This window comes from Algoriphagus winogradskyi (assembly GCF_900182815.1).
Taxonomy (GTDB): domain Bacteria; phylum Bacteroidota; class Bacteroidia; order Cytophagales; family Cyclobacteriaceae; genus Algoriphagus; species Algoriphagus winogradskyi.
Genome location: NZ_FXUA01000001.1, coordinates 717,257 through 737,075, shown reverse-complemented (window position 1 = coordinate 737,075; position 19,819 = coordinate 717,257). Strand labels below are relative to the sequence as shown.

At 40.6% G+C, this 19,819-nt stretch carries 16 protein-coding genes; 6 read left to right on the top strand and 10 right to left on the bottom strand.

The annotated features are described in order from the left end of the window. The first annotated feature begins 121 nt into the window (after positions 1-121). Together QOL76_RS03140 and QOL76_RS03135 are read left to right on the top strand one after the other, a co-directional pair. On the top strand, positions 122-1,336 hold the full coding sequence (locus QOL76_RS03140; protein ID WP_283411570.1) for an exo-beta-N-acetylmuramidase NamZ family protein: 1,215 nt from the start codon (positions 122-124) through the stop codon (positions 1,334-1,336). 162 nt (positions 1,337-1,498) lie between these two features. Further along, the gene (locus tag QOL76_RS03135) at positions 1,499-2,398 is read left to right on the top strand and encodes an energy transducer TonB (RefSeq protein WP_283411569.1); all 900 of its coding nucleotides are present in this window, start codon (positions 1,499-1,501) and stop codon (positions 2,396-2,398) included. Positions 2,399-2,479: 81 nt separating this feature from the next. Here the strand turns inward: QOL76_RS03135 and QOL76_RS03130 are convergent, their stop codons facing one another. Together QOL76_RS03130 and QOL76_RS03125 are read right to left on the bottom strand one after the other, a co-directional pair. Then, a complete protein-coding gene (locus QOL76_RS03130; RefSeq protein ID WP_283411568.1) occupies positions 2,480-4,258 on the bottom strand; it encodes an arylsulfatase in 1,779 nt (592 codons plus the stop codon). Positions 4,259-4,382: 124 nt separating this feature from the next. After that, complete coding sequence (locus QOL76_RS03125; RefSeq protein ID WP_283411567.1) at positions 4,383-4,988, bottom strand: DUF2911 domain-containing protein; 606 nt, start codon at positions 4,986-4,988, stop codon at positions 4,383-4,385. Positions 4,989-5,131: 143 nt separating this feature from the next. Here QOL76_RS03125 and QOL76_RS03120 point away from each other — a divergent pair, with 143 nt between their 5' ends. Further along, positions 5,132-6,655 (top strand): M61 family metallopeptidase, encoded by a 1,524-nt coding sequence (locus QOL76_RS03120; protein ID WP_283411566.1) that lies wholly within the window; start codon positions 5,132-5,134, stop codon positions 6,653-6,655. A gap of 45 nt (positions 6,656-6,700) precedes the next feature. Here QOL76_RS03120 and QOL76_RS03115 read toward each other — a convergent pair whose 3' ends face one another. Both QOL76_RS03115 and QOL76_RS03110 read right to left on the bottom strand, forming a co-directional pair. Beyond that, on the bottom strand, positions 6,701-7,846 hold the full coding sequence (locus QOL76_RS03115) for a geranylgeranyl reductase family protein (protein WP_283411565.1): 1,146 nt from the start codon (positions 7,844-7,846) through the stop codon (positions 6,701-6,703). 180 nt (positions 7,847-8,026) lie between these two features. Beyond that, positions 8,027-8,869 (bottom strand): sugar phosphate isomerase/epimerase family protein, encoded by an 843-nt coding sequence (locus tag QOL76_RS03110; RefSeq protein WP_283411564.1) that lies wholly within the window; start codon positions 8,867-8,869, stop codon positions 8,027-8,029. Between the two features lie 86 nt (positions 8,870-8,955). Here QOL76_RS03110 and QOL76_RS03105 point away from each other — a divergent pair, with 86 nt between their 5' ends. The 3 genes from QOL76_RS03105 to QOL76_RS03095 all read left to right on the top strand — a co-directional run bounded on the left by QOL76_RS03105 (position 8,956) and on the right by QOL76_RS03095 (position 11,863). Beyond that, entirely contained in the window at positions 8,956-9,999 is a 1,044-nt protein-coding gene (locus QOL76_RS03105) for an NHL repeat-containing protein (protein ID WP_283411563.1), read from the top strand. A gap of 63 nt (positions 10,000-10,062) precedes the next feature. Next, positions 10,063-10,443, top strand: a complete 381-nt coding sequence (locus QOL76_RS03100; RefSeq protein WP_283411562.1) for a VOC family protein — start codon at positions 10,063-10,065, stop codon at positions 10,441-10,443. A gap of 112 nt (positions 10,444-10,555) precedes the next feature. Then, entirely contained in the window at positions 10,556-11,863 is a 1,308-nt protein-coding gene (locus QOL76_RS03095; RefSeq protein ID WP_283411561.1) for a sensor histidine kinase, read from the top strand. Here QOL76_RS03095 and QOL76_RS03090 read toward each other — a convergent pair. The 6 genes from QOL76_RS03090 to QOL76_RS03065 are packed head-to-tail and all read right to left on the bottom strand — an operon-like array spanning position 11,860 to position 19,100. Further along, positions 11,860-12,420, bottom strand: a complete 561-nt coding sequence (locus QOL76_RS03090) for a LutC/YkgG family protein (RefSeq protein WP_283411560.1) — start codon at positions 12,418-12,420, stop codon at positions 11,860-11,862. The genes QOL76_RS03095 and QOL76_RS03090 overlap by 4 nt on opposite strands. After that, the gene (locus tag QOL76_RS03085; protein WP_283411559.1) at positions 12,417-13,775 is read right to left on the bottom strand and encodes a lactate utilization protein B; all 1,359 of its coding nucleotides are present in this window, start codon (positions 13,773-13,775) and stop codon (positions 12,417-12,419) included. Before QOL76_RS03085 ends, QOL76_RS03090 begins: the two co-directional genes overlap by 4 nt. Then, entirely contained in the window at positions 13,772-14,530 is a 759-nt protein-coding gene (locus tag QOL76_RS03080; RefSeq protein ID WP_283411558.1) for a (Fe-S)-binding protein, read from the bottom strand. Before QOL76_RS03080 ends, QOL76_RS03085 begins: the two co-directional genes overlap by 4 nt. 21 nt (positions 14,531-14,551) lie before the next feature. After that, complete coding sequence (locus tag QOL76_RS03075) at positions 14,552-15,877, bottom strand: FGGY-family carbohydrate kinase (protein ID WP_283411557.1); 1,326 nt, start codon at positions 15,875-15,877, stop codon at positions 14,552-14,554. 10 nt (positions 15,878-15,887) lie between these two features. Beyond that, complete coding sequence (locus QOL76_RS03070) at positions 15,888-16,922, bottom strand: GntR family transcriptional regulator (protein WP_283411556.1); 1,035 nt, start codon at positions 16,920-16,922, stop codon at positions 15,888-15,890. A 57-nt stretch (positions 16,923-16,979) separates the two neighbouring features. Continuing rightward, entirely contained in the window at positions 16,980-19,100 is a 2,121-nt protein-coding gene (locus QOL76_RS03065) for a bifunctional aldolase/short-chain dehydrogenase (RefSeq protein ID WP_283411555.1), read from the bottom strand. Between the last annotated feature and the right edge of the window lie 719 nt (positions 19,101-19,819).

Below are 19,819 nucleotides of genomic sequence, written 5' to 3'. Positions count from 1 at the left end.
AGAAAGTGGAGGTCTGACACCGCCTTTGACTCCGCTCTGCCTGACTCATTATATAATCTGAATTGCCTAGTTCATCCCAATGACGTATTTTTAAAAATCCTGAAATAAACTTAACCAACCCATGAAATCGATCTCACTTTTTGCGCTAAGCATACTCCTTTGTTTTTGCACCACAAAACTTCCTGCAGAGCAAGCCAAAGGAACCGATCAAGAAATCAAAACCGGAGCGGATCAAACGGAATTGTACCTGCCGCTTTTGAAAGGCAAACGGGTAGCTGTACTGGCCAACCAAACCTCCATCATAGGCAAAACCCACCTAGTGGATAGTCTGCAAACCTTGGGGATTAACATTGTAAAAGTTTTTGGTCCGGAGCATGGATTCAGAGGTAATGCCAGTGCTGGCGCAAAAGTGAGTGATGAGAAAGATGAGCGAACAGGGATTCCTATAATTTCCCTTTATGGTAGAAAAAGCAAACCTAGCAAGGAGGATTTGGCAGATGTGGATATTCTGATCTATGACTTGCAGGATGTGGGAGTACGATTTTACACCAATATCAATGCCTTGGCTCGGCTCATGGAAGCTTGTCAGGAAAATGGTAAGCGCTTGATTATCCTGGACAGGCCAAATCCAAACGGGTATTTGATCGATGGTCCGGTGCTGGATATGAACTACAAATCAGGAATCGGGATGTTTCCTATTCCTATGGCTCATGGTCTTACCGTAGGAGAGTTTGCGATGATGGCCAATGGAGAAGGTTGGTTGGCAAACAAGGTGAAAGCGGATATACAGGTAATTCCTGTCGCAAATTATGCGCATGATATGCGGTACGATTTACCGGTGTCTCCTTCGCCAAACTTGAATACTCCGCAGTCGGTCTTGCTTTATCCTAGCCTTTGCATGTTTGAAGGAACGTACATCAATCTTGGACGCGGTACTTATTTTCCTTTTACCGTGTTGGGAAGTCCTGCTTACAAGGGAATCTACGAGTTCAGCTTCACCCCAACAGGTATCAAAGGCATGGCTGAAACCCCACTTTTTATGGATCAGGTTTGCTATGGAATTGATCTGCGGGAATATGACACTGAAAAATTAAGAGCTAGCGGACAAATCAATTTTGAATGGATCCGTGAGCTTTATAAAGCTAGCCCAGAGAAGGAAAAGTTTTTTGATTCTAAGCTCAGCAACCAGATGAATACCATCGAAATGCAGATAGGTAGGGGAGATTTTAGACAGCAAATCATTGATGGCGTTCCTATGGAAGTGATTCGAGCAGGCTGGGAACCAGAGCTTACTGCCTACAAGAAAATGCGAGAAAAGTATTTGCTTTATCCTTGAGCGCTATCAACTAATAGCCATCGCCTCGGTCTGTGTCTCACAGACCGAAATGATTTGTGAACGAAGTGGTCTGTGAGACACAGACCACGGCTGGGGGATTTATATCTAGTTTCTTTCCCATTCAAAAATAGCAGTATTTTTAGCTCAGAAATGTCGTTACCTATGAGATTCAAATCAATGAAGTGCCCACTCTCAATTTCTATCTTTTTCCTGTCTATTATTCATCTTTTTGGACAGGAAAGTAACTGCTTTGAGAATGCTTCCGGTGCCTATTGGCCTATGGAGGTAGGGTTGAAGAAAAACCTTAGCTATGGAAACAATTCCTATGTTTCGACTTTCGCTGGGGATAGCGTAGAGTTTGAGGGTAAATATTTTTTAGTGGAAACTCAATCCTATTCAAATGGTGATGTGAAAACTAAGTATTGGCGTACTGAGGATGAGGCCGTTTTTAGTTTGAATCAGGAGAAAAACAGGCAATCCATGGAGTTGCCTTCTAATCCAGAAGTAGGTACAAAATGGAAAAGTAGCGATCAGGTCTGGAGCTATGAAGTGGTGAGTTTGACTAGCACGTATTCGACTCCATTTTGTGAATTTTCAGATCTCTTGGAAGTGAAAACGGAAAGTTCAGAACGGGAAGGGACAGTCTATAATTTGTATTACAAAAAAGGCTTAGGAATGATTGGGCTAAATGTAAATGGTCAACCTTTTTCCTACATCAAACCAAATCGAAAGCCGAATGAACGAGGATTCATAGCATTTGGCTGTGAGGATTCGGGTACGTCTCAGGAGATTGAAAAATGCACCTACGCTAAAATTTCACAGCATATCAGTGAAAATCTTAAAGCTCCAAAGTCAGAGACAAAAGGCCGGATACTTCTGAATGTGCGTATAGATGAAAATGGAGATGTGAGTAATGTGGAGGTTTTGGAAACGGTTGAAAATGGCGAAGCGTTGGAAGTAGAAGCCATACGGGTGATGAGTTCCTTGCCGAAGTTTATCCCTGCCCAAGTTGACGACAATCAGCCGATTGCAACGAATCTAAAAGTTCCATTTAGGTTTTAATGGTGAGTTAGAAGAATTTTTGACCTCTCGTGATTTAGATAGGAATTAGAGACTGAAAAACTTAATGAAGGAGGTTTGGATTTAATCAATTCTCTCCAAGACCAGCAACCTAACCTCAATAAATTCCGGGCCTTTAATTTCTGAAGCTTTCATAGTAATAGGATGATGGCCTTTATCCAATTGAATTACTCCGATTTCCAAAGGTTTGTAATCCTTCTCATAGGATTCATCCCGAGGAGAACGATCATATTCCACGGCTAAGTAGTCTGAATCATGGGCTTCATTGATGGGAGTGCTGACTTCATTTGCTCCCTGTTTCAGTTTTAGCGTAGCACCTACTGCTGAAGGCTTACAGGTATAATAAACAGTTGCTTTGTACTTCCCTGAAGTCAGAATATCAGTATCCCAGGTGACGCTATCGGTAGTGGATGTCCAATTGGTGAAAAAGGAGGAATTGGGATGAATGCTGGACCGCGCTATGCCTCCATGGGGAATCCCATCTCGGGCTGGTAGAAGTGTGTACTTGCTGTCTTTGTATCCTACGGGAAATATCTCCTGCCTGTCGCGATCAAGCTCTGATAACACGGAATTGATCCACTCTTCTTTTGCCTTGGATAATTCTGTAAAAGCAGCAGATGTAGCCTGAGCAATAGGCTGATGCTGTCCTGGGTCTGCTTTTAAGTCATACAACTGATTATCGCTATCCAAGATAAAGTTTTGGTTTCGGACACTGACTCTTCCATTCCAATGGCTATACACATTTCGGGCCTTCCATTCTTCCTGAGACCCCGTTAGCAAAGGCTTCAAGCTTACGCCATCAAGAGGCTTTTCGAAGGGATTTATGATTCCTGCCATGTCCATCAGTGAAGGCAAAATATCAATCGTGCTGGCAATCTGGGAGATAATTTGCGGCTTGAGATGCTCCTTCCAATACATGATAAAAGGAGAACGTACGCCGCCTTCGTCTGTGCTGCCTTTGATGCCCTTCAGCCCATCATTCCATCTCCAGCCATTTGGTCCATTGTCAGACATATAGATCACGATCGTGTTTTCCAAAAGCTTCAGACTATCGAGTTTGTCTACAACTCTGCCAACATTCCAGTCCAGGTTTTCACATAGTGCATAAGCAGCTCGTGTTTTATCCATCTTTTCTTTATCGGCATAGCGATGAGTAGTATCTATAGCTGCATCCTTGTATTTGTCCCACCAGACATCAGGAACCTGCATAGGACTATGTGGAGTATTGTATGCCAAGTAAACAAAGAAAGGTTGATCTGTGTTTTTCTCCATGTATTCCATCGCATGATCGGTGAGGTCATCGATGATAAACCCATTACCTTGGGTTACCTCACCGTTGTGCTCCAGCATAGGGCTGAAGTAATTGCCCCAATGGCCGGAGGCAAAGCCATAGTACTCTTCAAAGCCTCTGTTATTTGGGTGATAAGGAGGTTGGGAGCCATTGTGCCATTTGCCAAATGCAGCCGTATTATACCCATTTGATTGGAAGATATCCGCAATGGTTTTTTCGTCCAGATCCAATCGCTCACCACCTCTGGATGTAGAATATACTCCGCCACGAGGATGATATCTGCCGGTCAAAATCTCCGCTCGGGTAGGAGAGCAAACTGGGTTTACGTAGAATCTACTGAATTGCACTCCATTTTCAGCCAGCTTGTCAATATTGGGCGTATGTACGTTTGGATTTCCATTGATTCCCAAGTCACCCCAACCTTGATCATCTGACACGATGAGGACGATATTTGGCTTGGTGATTTCTTTGGTTTCTGGCTTGCAGGATTGTAAAAGCAGAAGTCCAATACCAAGGATCAGATGAAAAATAAGTTTTGGATTAAATACCATGGATCTACGAAGGTTAAGTGGGCTGACTCTAATAAAATCCTACATGCAACTTAAGTAGAATTGTCTTAATCAAAAAAAGCCCGGAATTGATACGGGCCTTATAAAATTTGAAGTTTGCTGAAAGTTAGAAAACGCCTTTGAATTGCTCTAGCTTCTGATCCACTTGGGTATCTACTTCAAACCATAGCATCACATCTGCCCACATGAAGGTTACCGTAGCTACTTTATTGTCTTCAGCAGAGATGAAGTATGCCAGTCTTTCGAAGGTTTCAGGAGCTGTAATCGGCGTCACTTTGATCGCCACCGCATCGTCTTTTGCCATTGCTTCCTCGTCGATTTTACCATCTTTCATGTAAGCAAAAACCGCATTGGCTTTTCCATTCAAGTGCACGGTCCAGTCACCAGAAGCTTGTGGTGTGATGAATAACGAATATTTGCCTGCAGCTAGGTTTTTACCTGCAATGTTTACTCCTGTACTGAATTCTATGATGGTTGGGCCATTTGCGCCAGCTCTCCAGGTAACGCCATATTTTTCAAGTTCACCAAAAACTTTTCTGCCTTTGACAGCAGGAGAGGAGTAATCAATGCTGATTTTGGTGAATCCCACATTTTGGGAAACGTAAGCTGCTGGACTAGGTGCTGGTGCTTGTAGCTGCGCAAAAGAGGTGTTTGAAACTGAGAAAAAGAGAATCAAGGCAAATGCCGATAAAAAGAGTTTGTTGTTTTTCATAAGTGAGATAAATGATATTGATTATAGAGCAATCTAAGAAGTATTTCCCATCTCTAAACAGTCATTTATTTTATCTTTGACCATTCCTTAAATTTTGATCTTTTATGACGTGTTCTAGTCCTAAGTGTATTCTACTTCTTGTTTTGATTTTATTTGCAAGAAGCGGGGATTTACTTTTTTCACAGCAAGTAGCTCCTAATTTTCACTACCGAGTATCAATCGATGATCCGCAGAATCAGAAAATTCAGGTAAATCTGAATGTATGGGTGGGAGAGAATGACACAGTAACACTCAAAATGCCTAATTGGATGCCAGGCTATTATCAATTGATGAATTATTCTGAGCAGGTTTCCAATGTCATTGCAAAAGGGGAAGATGGTACTGAAATCCCGATTACCGAACTCAATTCCAATACTTGGCAATTGAAGTCAGACAAAAATTCTGAGATTATGCTGAGCTATGAAGTGAAAGCGGATAAGAAGTTTGTTGCCAATAGTTTGGTTGATTCTACCCATGCGTATTTAATACCGGCAGGTTTGTTTATGTATTTGGAAGGAGAAATCAATAGACCAGTAAGCGTTACTGTTGATGTAGATCGATGGGCCGATGTAGCCACTGGACTCAAGCAAATTTCTGATGATAAAAGGACCTATTTCGCTGAGGATTTTGATGTTTTATATGACAGTCCATTCTTGATCGGGGAGTTGGAAGAGTTGCCATCATTCGAAGTTAAAGGCGTGAAACATAGGTTTATTGGCTATGAAATGGGTGAATTTGATCGAGTGGCGTTTATGCAAAATCTCAAAAAGGTGGTAGAATCGTCCGTGGAGATTATGCGTGACATACCTTTTGAGGAATATACTTTTATAGCAATAGGTCCAGGAAGAGGAGGTATTGAGCATCTAAATAATACTACAGTCAGCTTCGATGGCAAGCAGATGGAGGATAAGGAAGGTGTGCTCAGAATGATGAATTTTCTCGCACACGAGTATTTTCATCATTACAATGTTAAGCGTATCCGTCCTTTTGAATTGGGACCATTTGACTATGACAAAGGCACTAAGACAAACTTGCTTTGGGTGAGCGAAGGGCTATCTGTTTACTATGAGTATTTGGTGACACTTAGAGGTGGATTGATGAGTGAAAAAGAGCTTTTCGAAAACCTGGAAAGTAATATCAATGAATTTGAAAATGATCCCGGAAAAGTTCATCAATCATTAGTGGAAGCAAGTTTTGCTACTTGGGGCGATGGACCTTTTGGCACGATGGCTAAGGGTCCAGACCGTTCTATTTCTTATTATGCGAAAGGACCTGTGGTGGGTATGCTGCTTGATTTCGCAATCAGAAATGCCTCTGAAAATAAGCTTTCTTTGGATGATGTCATGCGAAGACTTTACACCCATTATTATCAAAATCTAGGCAGGGGATTTACAGATGCAGAGTTTCAGCAAACCTGTGAAGAAATGGCTGGAATTCCCTTGACTGAGATTTTTGAATATGTGTACACCACGAAGGAGCTGGATTACGATACTTTTTTAGGATATGCTGGCCTAGAAATTAAGGAAAATAAGACAGGAACCGAAGCAGCTAAATTCACTATTTCCAGAATGAATAACCTTGATTCCCTGCAGAGTTCTATTCAAAATTCTTGGCTTGAAGGCAAATAGTAAGGTCGGGATTTCAACTTTTCTACTTCAATTAAAATGGCCCCTTTACGCTAATGGGTTTTTGATCTCAAGAATTTTATTTTTGATGGTCTTCATCAGATCTTTTGGATAAGTTCTGTTACCGATGTAGATGTCAGTCATGAAGTTGATGGCATAATCTCCATATTTTCTCAAGAGCATATTTCGGATGATCCGGTAGCTGTAGAACCATTTGGCTGCTGTTTGGGATGTTCTGATCTCAGGAAGCATCTCTTTTTCCAGTTTTTGCTGGTAAATGCTGCCAGCCCTTTCTGGATTTAGCTCAGATTCTATAATTGCTTCAGCAGCTAATTGCCCACTCCAAAGCGCATTCGAGATTCCTTCTGCGGTCACTGGATCTGCGAAACCTGCAGCATCTCCAATCAGCAAGACATTTTTTCTATAAAAACCATCAGTTCTGGGAGTAATGGGGATCTGAAACCCATGTGCTTTTTCGCTGATGACTTCCTTAATCTCCAACAGATCCAGGTATTTTTTGTAATACGCTTTGAGATCAATTCTCTTCCTTCGGGTAGAAGCAATGCCTAGAGAAAGGTGATTTTCCTTGGGAAAGCTCCAAGCGTATCCATGAGGAACACTATCCATATCAAAGCGCACTTCCTTTGACAATCGCTCGAAATCTGCAGGACTTACTTCAACTTCGTATTCTAGCGCAGGGATAAGTTTACGGGTTTCTTCCCAGCCGGCGAGTTTGGCAGTAGGACTGAGCGCTCCATCTGCCGCAATTATCAGCCTAACCTGAATATCTCCTTGACTGGTGTGAAGGATGGGGTTTTCACCAAAAGTAATAGAAGTTAGCTTATGATTTTGCTTAAGAGTTGCCCCGGCTTCTTTCGCTTTTTCGATCAGGAAATTATCAAACTTGTCCCGCATCACCATGCTGATCACCGGAACGTCCCGCACTGTGGTAAGTACTTTTGATTCACCCGCCATGTAGACCTTCATTCGGTCGTATTCTCGGTCTACCACAGATGAAATATCAAAGGGTAATTTGCGTCTACCTCTGAAAACCAATCCTCCTCCACAGGTTTTATACCTAGGTAAGGTTTCTTTCTCTAGGATAACTGTGGAAATACCTTTTTCGGCTAAATAATAGGCTGCCATAGCGCCCGATGGCCCACTGCCTATGACCGCAACCTGATAATCATTCATGTGTGCAATTGAAATCAAAGTAAATTTTCAGGGTAAAGAAAACAGAAAATGAAAAGAAACCCCTGTTTTTTTTGTGTTAGTCTAGGCTCGGACACTTTTCACCTTTTACTTCTAACAAAACTTACCACCTTTTACGAACCAATCACATTCTCACTAGTTGATGTATCTGCTCTTCGAGGGCTAGTTGCTTTTCTCCAGTTCTCTTTTGATAAATGCTACACTTAATGGGATTTGGGTGACGGATCTGGAACTTTCATCTTCTATTGTTAAGTATTCGGTACCTTGTTTTTTAGCTTCCTTGATGATTCCGGCAATATCTATATCTCCTGTACCGAGAATTACATTGGTTTCCACATCGCCTTGACCATTTTTAGATCCAAGTGTTCCTTTTCTACGATCTTTGAGGTGTAGAATCGGGAATTTTCCAGGGTATTTTTTCATGATTTTCAGTGGATCTCCACCGCCCATTTTTACCCAGTACACATCCATGTTAAAGGCAAAATTTTTGGCGTTTTCCAGCATGTAATTGAATCTGACCTTATTTCGATCCTTGGCAAATTCATATCCATGCGGGTGATAAAGGAAAGTTATTCCTTCTTTCTTCAATTCTGCACCTACGGCATTGAAAAGAGCAGTTGCAATTTTAATTTCCTCCATAGAAATAGGACCTTCCGCATGAGGAATCCAGTAGCAGATCGCATATTTTGCTCCGTATTTTTTCGCCTTGTGTAGTATAGGCTGTAAGTTTTTGGTGAGTTGGAGGTATTCTGCACCTACACCGATTACCCTGAGGTTATTATCGGCTAGTAGTTTTGAATATTCTGTATCCGTCATTCCATAAGTGCCACCGCCTTCGAGCGCAGAGATACCCCATTCAGCAATACGCTCATGGTATTTTACAGGGTCAATTTTCATTTCATTGCGCAAGGAATACAGCTGTAATGCTATTTCTTGCCCATGAGATTTGAAAAAGGGTAGTGCAACTAGTAGGGTGATTGAGATTACTTTTAAATAGTTATTCATTTGTATTTAATTTAGTCTTGACCTAAAATATATAATTTTATTTAGTTTCCGAGAGAATACTTAAATTGAAGCCTTAGCCTATACTCATGAATTCCAATAGAAGAAAGTTTATTCAAAATACCTCCCTGATAGGATTAGCAATGTCAATTTCCCCTTCATTTTCCTTTGCCAAAAGACCAGATGCAGTAATAGGTCACGGCGATTTTAAATATCAAGTAGATGCCAAGTGGGGCATGCTCGATCCAGCCAAAGTACCGGTGAACAATTGCCATGAAATGGTGATGGATCGGAAAGGACGGATGATTATGGTCACTGATGAGCCTAAAAACAATGTGATTATTTATGACCAATCTGGAAAATTCATTAAAGCCTGGACCCTAGGAATGGATCGGGCTCATGGCCTGACTTTGGTAGATGAGGGAGATGCAGAATACCTATGGATTTCTGATAATGCAGGAAGAGTAGTAAAAACTACGCTCGATGGCACCATTGTCACGGAAATAGCCCCACCTTTAAGCGAAGGGATTTATACTGAGAAAATGTCTTTTGTGCCTACAGAAACTACAGTTGCTCCGAACGGCGACTTGTATATAGCGGACGGCTATGGTTCTCAGTTTTTTCTACACTACGATAAAAATGGCAAGTTCATCCGCAAATTCGGTGGTAGCGGATCTGGTGACGCGCAATTTAGCACCGCACATGGTATTACAGTAGATCAACGAGGAGGCAAGACGCCTACTTTACTTTGCACCTCCCGTGGACATAATTCCTTTAAACGATTCACCATGGATGGGGAGTATATGGAAACGATTTTCTTGCCTGGTGCTTTTGTTTGCAGACCTGTGATTCATGGGGACAATCTCTATGCTGGAGTTTGTTGGTCTAGGCTTCGATATTTGGAGCAAACACCTGATTCTGGTTTTGTGACTATCTTGGATAAAGACAATAAGGTCGTATCTAATCCAGGCGGAACAGCTCCTGAATACCGAAATGGTGAACTACAGCTAATGGTACAATCTGAAGCAATATTTAAGCATTGCCATGACGTATGTGTCGATCAGGACGAGAATATTTATGTATGTCAGTGGAATGCCGGAAAATCTTACCCAATAAAGTTGACAAGAGTGTGATGGAAACCTGTCACTGAATTGATTTTCAGCCACGTTGTGATTAAAAATTAAATCTCCGAGACTATGAAGAAAGTTACTGTAGGCTGGTTTGAAATCCCGGTTAATGATATGGATAGAGCGATATCTTTTTATCAAAAGGTATTTAGCTGCACGCTTCATAAAATGGATATGGGTGATTTCAAAATGGCTATGTTTCCAGGTGAAGGAGAGGCTTCTGGAGCTGGGGGAAGCTTAGTTTTGCATAAAGATTTTTACAAATCAAGTGAACTAGCCGGTCCCCTTATTTATTTTTCTTCTGAAGATGTGGCAATCGAATTGAAGAAAGTAGAAGAAGCGGGAGGTAAAGTACAGATCGAAAAAAGAATGATATCGCCGGAATATGGATATATGGGAGTTTTTTTGGACTCAGAAGGCAATCGTATCGCACTTCATTCCACTAGTTAATGACTGCCAAAGAAATCAGAAAGTTTGATAGTGAGGTTAATTTAGGATTGACCAGTCTTTAACTAAGATAAAGTTTATTATTTTCGAGTCTATTTAGTTTATACCTATTTTTATGCTGATTACAAAAGGATTATTGCTGACTGAGGAGAATGTCACCAATCTTGATTATATCCAGGAACAGATTGCAAAAATATTCGCCATAATAACTTTTTACCTGTTATTGATTCTAGGCGTCACAGATTTTTTACTTGGGATGTCCCCCGTAATTTATCTCTCTAAAATCGCATTTTCACTTCCGTTCATTATTTCCTATTACTTAGTTTCAAAATACGGGAGGTCGCAGCTGATCGTGAATATCCTGTTGATAATTGCCCATATAATCATTTGCATCAATTTTATATATAATGATGGGAATGACGGACCGACGATATACGCCTTTTTTTTAATGCTTGTGGTATCCTCCCTCCTGATTCAGGGTTGGCTTAAAGTGGTTTGGTATTTAGGTTCACTTTCCATGTTTTTCATACTTTTTTATGGGGAGGTGAAAGGGTACATAATTGTAGAGAATTATTATCATGGAGTAGAGAATCAGTTTTTTGACCATACGCTTGCAATTTTGTGGATCAGTGCCTTTGTTTTTACCGTCATACACTTTTTTATAAAAAGCTATTTGAATCAAAGTCATCTACTCCACCGAATCAAAGAGAGACAGGACAGTTCCCTAGAAGAAGTAAAAATGCTCAATGATCAGAAAAATAGGCTGATTGCGTTGCTATCTCATGATTTGAAAAACCCCATTGGAATGCTTCATACTACACTAGGCCTAATAGAAAAGGATGCGTTTGAGCCTGGAGAAATGGAGCAAATCCTTTACAATTTGAAAGGGCAAACCTACCATCTGAATAAGGTGCTCAATAACACATTAAGTTGGGTGATGACAGAGTTGGAAGATACGCCAATACAGCTTCATAAGATTAGTTTGAGTGAATTGACTCAAGAGATGAAGGATATGATGGCAATGCAAGCCCAGGCGAAAAACCAACTTATAGATTTTTCAATAGAAGGGGAGGACAGGAATATATCTTTGGAGATAAACGAGATTAAAATTATCCTAAAAAATTTGATGGATAACGCCATTAAATTCGCACCTGTAGATTCCACTATTTACCTCAAACTCAGGATAAGTGAAGATAAAATAAGTTGGTTAGTGTGTAATCAGGGAGTTACGATTTCTGCAGCAGATCAAAAGAATTTATTTGTTTTCAGAGCTAGGACCTCATACGGTACCAAAAAAGAAAAAGGTACTGGAGTTGGCTTGCCGCTTTGCAAAAGAATTGCTGATAAAATCAATTTTGAATTGAAGTATTCCAGCAGTAATGACTACAAGAATTGCTTCACTTTATCTAGAAAGCTTGCTTAGAGAATCACCACTCTAAGACTCATCGCACCATGAGCACCAACTACGAGTGACTGTTCTATATCTGCAGTTTTCGATGGTCCTGCTATGAATATCCCGAAGCCTGAATTGGTCAATCCTATTCTAGTATATGCTTGGTGCATATTCCCAAGGATATTTTCTTTTTTGATCACAATCACTAAATGAGCTGTGATAAAAGGTAGAGCTCTAAGGTCTAAATTACTCTCATCCAGCCATATAGCTGCGTTCTCAGCTGATGCGAATTGCCCTTCAATAATAGCCAGATCCAAGTCAGCAAAGTCGGCTGGATGTTTCGGTATTTGGCAATTGCTGTATTGCTCAAATGCAGGTGAAGCACTGTAAATTTTCAGAAATGTAGTTTCTTCAATCAATTTTTCAACCTCTTCCTTGGTCGCCACGGTTCCTTTATTAGCATTCAGAGAATTGGTAAATGCTGCTAGGAGGTCATCGGCAATCTCAAAATCCGGAATATCTGGTAGCGGTTTCTCTTCCAGTTTTAGTCCTTTTATAGCTGCCAATATGGATTCTCTACTACTCATGATCTATTCTTTTTGTACCAAGCTTTAAATGATTCTTCAGGCAAATCAGGTAGATTTCTACCTTTTCCCCATGCATTTAATGGATTGTAAATGATACTGTCAGGAAGGGATTTTAAGGAAGCTCTCATCATTTTCCCTGAAAGCCTATATGCAAGGGGGCTTTTGAATATTCCATTTGCCAATTTCATAGATAGGCCTTTGAGGGAAGATCCTTGAGCTTTGGTGATCTCTTGACGCCACTCGTAGAGTTGCTCGTGAATGTTGATTTTCACCGGACACACATCTGAGCAGCTTCCGCAAAGCGTGGAGGCAAAAGGTAAGGTACTGTATTTCTTAAGGTCTATTCCCGGTGAAAGGATAGATCCAATAGGTCCAGGAACGGTGCTTCCGTAACTAAATCCGCCACTTCGACGATAGATCGGGCAGGTATTCATGCATGCTCCGCAGCGTATGCATTTTAGTGAATTTCTGAATTTCTCCCTTCCAAGTTGTTTTGTCCTACCATTATTCACCAAAATCAAATGAAGTTCCTTTCCGGGAGAAGGGCTTCTAAAATGCGAGTTGTAATTGGTAATGGACTGACCAGTGGCAGATCTTGCCAAGAGTCTAAGGAAAACGCCAAGGTCTTTTCTGCGGGGGATTAGCTTCTCTATGCCCATGCAGGCAATGTGTGTATCTGCCAAGTGAACACCCATATCTGCGTTACCTTCATTGGTGCAAACGACAAACTCACCAGTCTCTGCAACTGCGAAATTAACCCCTGTGATGGCCACTTTGGCTTGGAGGAATTTTTCACGCAGGTGGAGTCGGGCAGCATGAGTCAGATATACTGGGTCCACATTTCCTTTTTCAGTATGCAGTTTTTCGTGAAAAATATCCGAGATATCGGACTTTTTCAAGTGAATAGCAGGCATTACGATATGACTTGGTGGCTGCTTGAGAAATTGGATAATACGCTCACCCAAGTCAGTATCTACCACCTCAATGCCTCTTTCCTCCAGGTAGGGATTCAAGTGACATTCCTCCGTTAGGATAGATTTACTCTTTACTATCGCCTTGCAATTTTTTTCTTTTAATATGCTCGCAACTATCTGATTATGTTCCTCAGCATTTTCTGCCCAGTGAACTTTTATCCCATTTGCGCTGGCATTTTTCTCCAGCTCTTCCAGATAAAAATCAAGCTTGGAAAGTGTGTGATCTTTTATTTGAGAAGCTAGTTCCCGGAGTTTCTCCCATTCGGGAATTTGATGTATAGTTGCGTCACGTTTTTCACGTACTATCCAAAGTGTTTCATCATGCCATTTGGCACGCGCCTTATCTTTCAGAAAAACCGTGGCATTCTCTGGATGACTCATGAGATGGCTTGGTTTAGGATTTCTGCAAAATGCATAAGCTGAATCGGGGCCTGTTCCCGTGCTGCAATTCCCTTCATGTGCATGATACAGGACATATCTCCACCTACTATGATTTCTACTCCTTTGTCCATATGATCGGCAAGTCTATCCTTTCCCATTTGCACTGAGATGGCTTCTTCGCTTACAGCGAAAGTTCCTCCGAACCCACAGCATTCATCTTTGCGGGTAAGTTCTACTACTTCCATTCCCTCCAGATCTCTCATCAGTTGCAGTGTTTTATTGAATTTAGGTTCATTTCTTTCAGAATCGCTGGCCAATCTTAATCCTCGAAGTCCATGACAGGAAGCATGAAAGCCAATCTTATGCGGAAAGCTACCTTTGATAGAATCCACTTTGAGAACATCAGTGATGAATTCACTTAGTTCATAGATGTTTGATTGTACGTGTTCCTGGTTTTTTTGAAGGTTATTAATCTTTGGTGAATGGTCTTTTACATGCAAAACACAGCTTCCTGAAGGAGCAACGATGTAATCGAATGCAGCAAAATCCCTGATAAATTTGGAGGTGGTGCCTTCTGTGTCAGCCTCAAAACCGGAGTTAGCCATGGGCTGTCCACAACACGTTTGCCCTAAGGGGTAAGTTACTTTACAGCCTAATTTTTCCAATAATTCTAACGTCGCTATTGCGACATTGGGATAAAACTGATCAATGTAGCAAGGAATAAACAGGCCTATATGTGGTACGTTATTTTTCATTTGAAATGTAAATTAAGCCTTCTATTCCAATGAAACCAGCATAGCTGCACCTAATGCAGATCCATTTGGGAAGTCACTTGGAATGATCTTTAATTCAGGTAGTTTAATCTGCAGCATCTCCACAAAAATATCGTTTGCATTGAAGCCTCCATCTATGAATAGCCTATCAACAGGAGCATTGTCTGTGACTAACTTAATAGCCGCTGCTTGCAGATCTGTTAGTTCATGAATAAACGTATAATAGGCTTCATTGAATTCAGCGAAAACAGACCAATCATTTTCCTTTGCTTGATCCAAACCATAATGCTTAGGTTTTAGGTATTGAAAATGAATTCGCTTAGCTGTATAGCCCTTCACTTTTTCAAAGAGGGTAGAATTAAATTTTAATTTTTTGTAAGTACCCAGTGGCATTTGGAAGTATTCATAGAGCTTTTCTACCTGATACTTATGCTCCTCACCTATGAAAAGTCTTGATATTTTGATCGGTTCACCTTTGATGCTTAAAAACTGTAGGCAATCCCGCTTAAGCTCTTTTTTGGTGAGTTTAGTTTTGTTGAATGGATTGATACAAATAGCCCAAGTACCTGTTGAAAGCAGAGCAAATGGTTCTATTTCTTGCTTGATATATGGCAGCAATGCTGAAGAAGAGTCATGCACACCTATGCCACAGGGGATATTTCCAAGTTCAGGTTTAGTCTTCAGAAGCGTATTTCCAGGTACTATGGGAGGAAGTAACTTTCTGATTCCTTCCCGATCTACCCAGGCATGGTAATCGTTCGCTTCATAATCCCACAGCCCAGTATGGCACCCAATACTCGTGTAATCCGATACCATTTCTCCAGTAAATAAGAAACTTAAGTATTGAGGGAAATGAAATGAATGTTTGATTCTTTCAAAGAATTCTGGTTTTTCGTGCTTGATGAAATACAGCTGTAAACCAGAGTTTAGCATGGCTAAGGGTGGTGAGGATGTAGCCCTGCAAAAGTTCATTTTCCCACCATTTTCTTCATAGAACTTTTTAAGAAGTTCATCTGGAAATGGCTTTAGGTAGTCATAAAGAGGAGTTGCGGGAATTCCTTTTTCATCCGTATGCACAAAGGAAGCTCCATGACAGGAGAAATTGAGTCGTTTGATCTGATATTCTTCTGATTTCAACGCCTGCCTAAAGGTCTTTATCATCCACTCTTCAAGTGGTGCCAAGGGCTCACTAGGAAAATCATCTTCATCTGGAATAGCATCCAGACGAATATATGAACTGTGTACTTCGGTTAAATTTTCATCAAAAAGAAAAAACTTTTTATTAGTCTTGCCGATATCAAAAACAGCCGTTACTGGAATTTTACTCATAGCTACGCTTTCAAAGCGATTTTCGAATGATCATTTTGAATGGACTTTTCAAAGGGATTCTGTCCTCTGCACCTAGGATTTGGTTTGCGATTGTATTCCCCATTTGCATAAAATCAGTAGAAATGGTGGTGATTCCTTCTGCTAATATCTCTTTAAGGGGAGTCTCATTATAAGAAATAATCCCTATGTCGCTTCCTAGTTGTAACTGTTGTTCCCGCGATTTTTTTACAATGTTGGCAAGGTCAGTTTCAGCTAAGACGATAAAAGAATCTCCTTCATATAGAGGTTCGTCATCGATTCCATCTAGGATGAGATTGTTGAAATTGTGGAAATAGCAGAAACGTTTAAAACCATCTATTATCTCTACAGGATACATGTCTCCTTTAGGAAACACCAGAATTAATCTGGAATATTTTCTTAAGTGAATAATACCGGATTCCAGAGCTTCAAATATGTCTCTGGCAAAATCCTGATAAACTCCCGGGAATTCATTTTCATGATTTTTTACATCACGGTCCATTATCAAAAGCTTATCTTTTGGGATTTGCTGAATCAAGTCATAGCAGGTTTCCGGATGATTGTTGTCATCAAAGAAATGCGGCGCTAAAACATAGTAGTTGTAGTTTCCCAAGTTTCGTTCTAATAAGTTTTCGAAAATGGTGCGGTTATAATGATGGATTTGAAGATCCACTGTCGCTTGATTTCCCAAAGTCTCTATAATAGAATAATAGATGATTTTCTTATACGAACTCAGCTTATTGAATATCAACAATACCTTTAATTTATTAGCCATGTTAGTCGAATTAACATAGAAACCCTTGCCTCTCACAGAAGTTATAATTCCTCTATCCCGGAGTTCATTATAGGCTTTTTCTACGGTATCCCTTGAGAGCAAAAAGTCAAAACTGGTTTCATTGATAGAAGGAATTCTATCTCCGATCTTCAGTTTACCACTATCGAGATCATCTAGAATTAGATTGACCACTTGCATGTACTTGGGGGTTCGAGAATCCGTGTGGATTTTCTCTGATTTATCGACTAACATGGCGTTTTAGGTTATTGTTGGGGTACTAGGGGGAATCGGAATTTATTAGTTCATAAACTATCTTGGGAATGCAGCGGCTAATCCACCATCTACATTCAACATATTTCCAGTTGTCTTCCCAAGTTGACCGCTGACGAAGACGAATGCAGCATCGGCGATATCACTAGTTTTCACACTTTCTTTCAATAAGGTACGATTTGCATAGAACTGTGGCAAGTCTTTCACTTCTATTCCATAGGCCTTCGCGCGATTTTCACCCCATCCGCCTTCCCAAATGTTTGAGTTTTCTATCACTGCATCCGGATTTACTACATTGACCTTGATTTTGTCTTCCGCCAATTCTGCTGCCATCAATCTTGACATATGTAATTGTGCTGCTTTGGCGGTTCCGTAAGCCACATTTTTTGCACCGGCCACCAAGCCATTTTTACTTGCAATGTTTACTATGTCTCCACCATGACCCTGAAGCTTCATGATTTTTACTCCGGCTTTGGAAATGTGATATTGACCCATCACCAAAATGTCATTCAGTCTGTCCCAGTCTTGATCCGTGTGATCTTCAAAAGACTTGCTAATAGAAATCCCGGCATTATTCACCATGATATCCACTCCTCCAAACTGAAGACAAGTAGCTTCAATCGCAGCTTCTAAGCTTTCGCTATTAGTCACATCTAGCTTCACAGTTAGAAATGCATCTTTTCCATATTTTTTCAAAAGTGCCTCTCCAGTGGTTTGAAGTCTGTTTTCATCGATGTCAGTAACTACCACGCAGGCACCTTCCTGGATATATTTTTCTACGATAGCCAAACCAATTCCTCCTGCACTTCCTGTGACTAAGGCAACTTTTCTCGAAAGAGGCTGCTCTTTTGGCATTCTCTGGAGTTTTGCTTCTTCGAGTAACCAATATTCAATATTGAAGGCTTCTTGTAGGGGCAAAGAAACGTATTGAGAAACTGCCTCTGCACCACGCATTACATTTATTGCATTGATGTAGAATTCACTAGCGACACGACTTGTCTGCTTGTTTTTTGCGTAGCTAAACATGCCTACACCCGGCCAGATGATAATTACCGGATTAGGATCCCTCATCGCGGGGCTATTGGAATGCTTATGATTTTCGTAGTAGTCAGCATACATTTCTCTGTAAGACTGGAATGCCACACTGATTTGCTCTTTCAAAGCGGTAAGGTCAGAAAGGTCTTGATCTGCTGCAATATCCAGAACCAAAGGAGAAATTTTTGTTCTCAAAAAGTGATCCGGGCAACTTGTACCCATAGGAGCTAGTTTGCTAAGGTCGTTGCTGTTGATAAACTGAAGGACTTCCGGTGCATCAGTAAAGGTACCCACCATCAGATTTTCTGAAGAAGCTAGGCCTCTAAGCAATGGCGCAAGCTTAGCTGCTTGACTTTTTCGCTGTTCTGGAGCTAGGGATTTTACTTTTTCACCTCCAAATACCGGACGGGTTTTACCGTAATTTTGAGCTAGGTATTCCGAAGCAGTTTCTATCACTTCCAAGCTGTTGATATAGCATTCGAAGGCAGTATCGCCCCATGTGAAAAGTCCATGGCCACCAAGCATAATTCCTCGGATCCCAGGGTTTTCGTCTAGGGCTTGTTTCAATTGTAAGCCCAAATCAAAGCCCGGTTTTTGCCAAGGCACCCAAGCGATCTGTCCGTTCCAAAGGTCTTTTGTAATCTGCTCCCCATCTTTGGCAGCTGCAATTGCAATAGCTGCGTCCGGATGAAGGTGATCTATATGCTTAAATGGAAGAAATGCGTGAAGTGGTGTATCAATGGAAGGAGCCTTGGACTTAAGATCATAGATACAATGGTTGAAAAGTTCAACCATTTCATCTTCAAATTCCAGTCCTCTATAGATGCCTTTCAAAGCACGTAGTTTATCCACATAAAGTCCAGCTAAGCCAGCTTTAGTTAGAGTCCCAATATCTCCCCCGGAGCCTTTGACCCACATTACCTCTACTTTTTCGTTAGTGAGCGGATCAGATTCATAGGTTTTGCAGCTGGTATTGCCACCTCCGTAATTGGTGATTCTTAGATCAGCTCCAAGGATATTTGAACGATAAATTAGAAGGTCAACTTCCTTTCCCTCAAGTTTAGATGCTACAGCATCATCCCAGAGGTAACTTACATGCTTAAAGTTTTTTGTTGTTATGCTCATTGCGTTTAGCAGATTGTTCTGATAGTGAATATGGGCGAAAAGATTACTTCAGGTATCCTGTGCTGTCTTGAATACCTAAAGATTAACACTAATTATTTGGCCTGTGGTTGTTACAATATTTCGCTAAAGATCATGCGATGATATTATTGTTGTAAATATCCCAACTATTCGAAATTTAATTTTAATTAAACGGATTTCAGGGTTGCCGTAGTATTTGGTGTTCTCGTCCTTCTGTTTGTTTCTAAAATTTTGGTTCTCTATATGGATATTTTTTATACCTGAAATTTAAAAAGTATAATCCAAAATCTATAGAGATCATAGGGGAAGAGTGTACGCAGAATGCGAAATTCATTTTATTTCAGGGGGTAGACTTCTATATTTTTTATGGAGTTAAATGATTTTGTGGACTTTTTTTTGGCGACCAATTTGATACTTCATCACTAGGACAAATTCCAACAGCTTACTGGGATAGGAATAGATATCAATGATTTTTCCCCAAAAAACCTGAGTTGGGAATACACTAATAGCAAGTTCTTAAATCTGTTATAAAAGCTGATTCGTACTCGTTTTGGGTGTTTTACCTACCAAAGTAACAGTTGGGCCGGAAGGAGAAAACAGCTTTTCTCACACGTTAAAGCAAAAAATTGAATGTGAAATAACCTTATATCTTAATCTGATTGTACAAGTCGAAGAAAGGCCTCTCTTCTTGATTTTTGGCC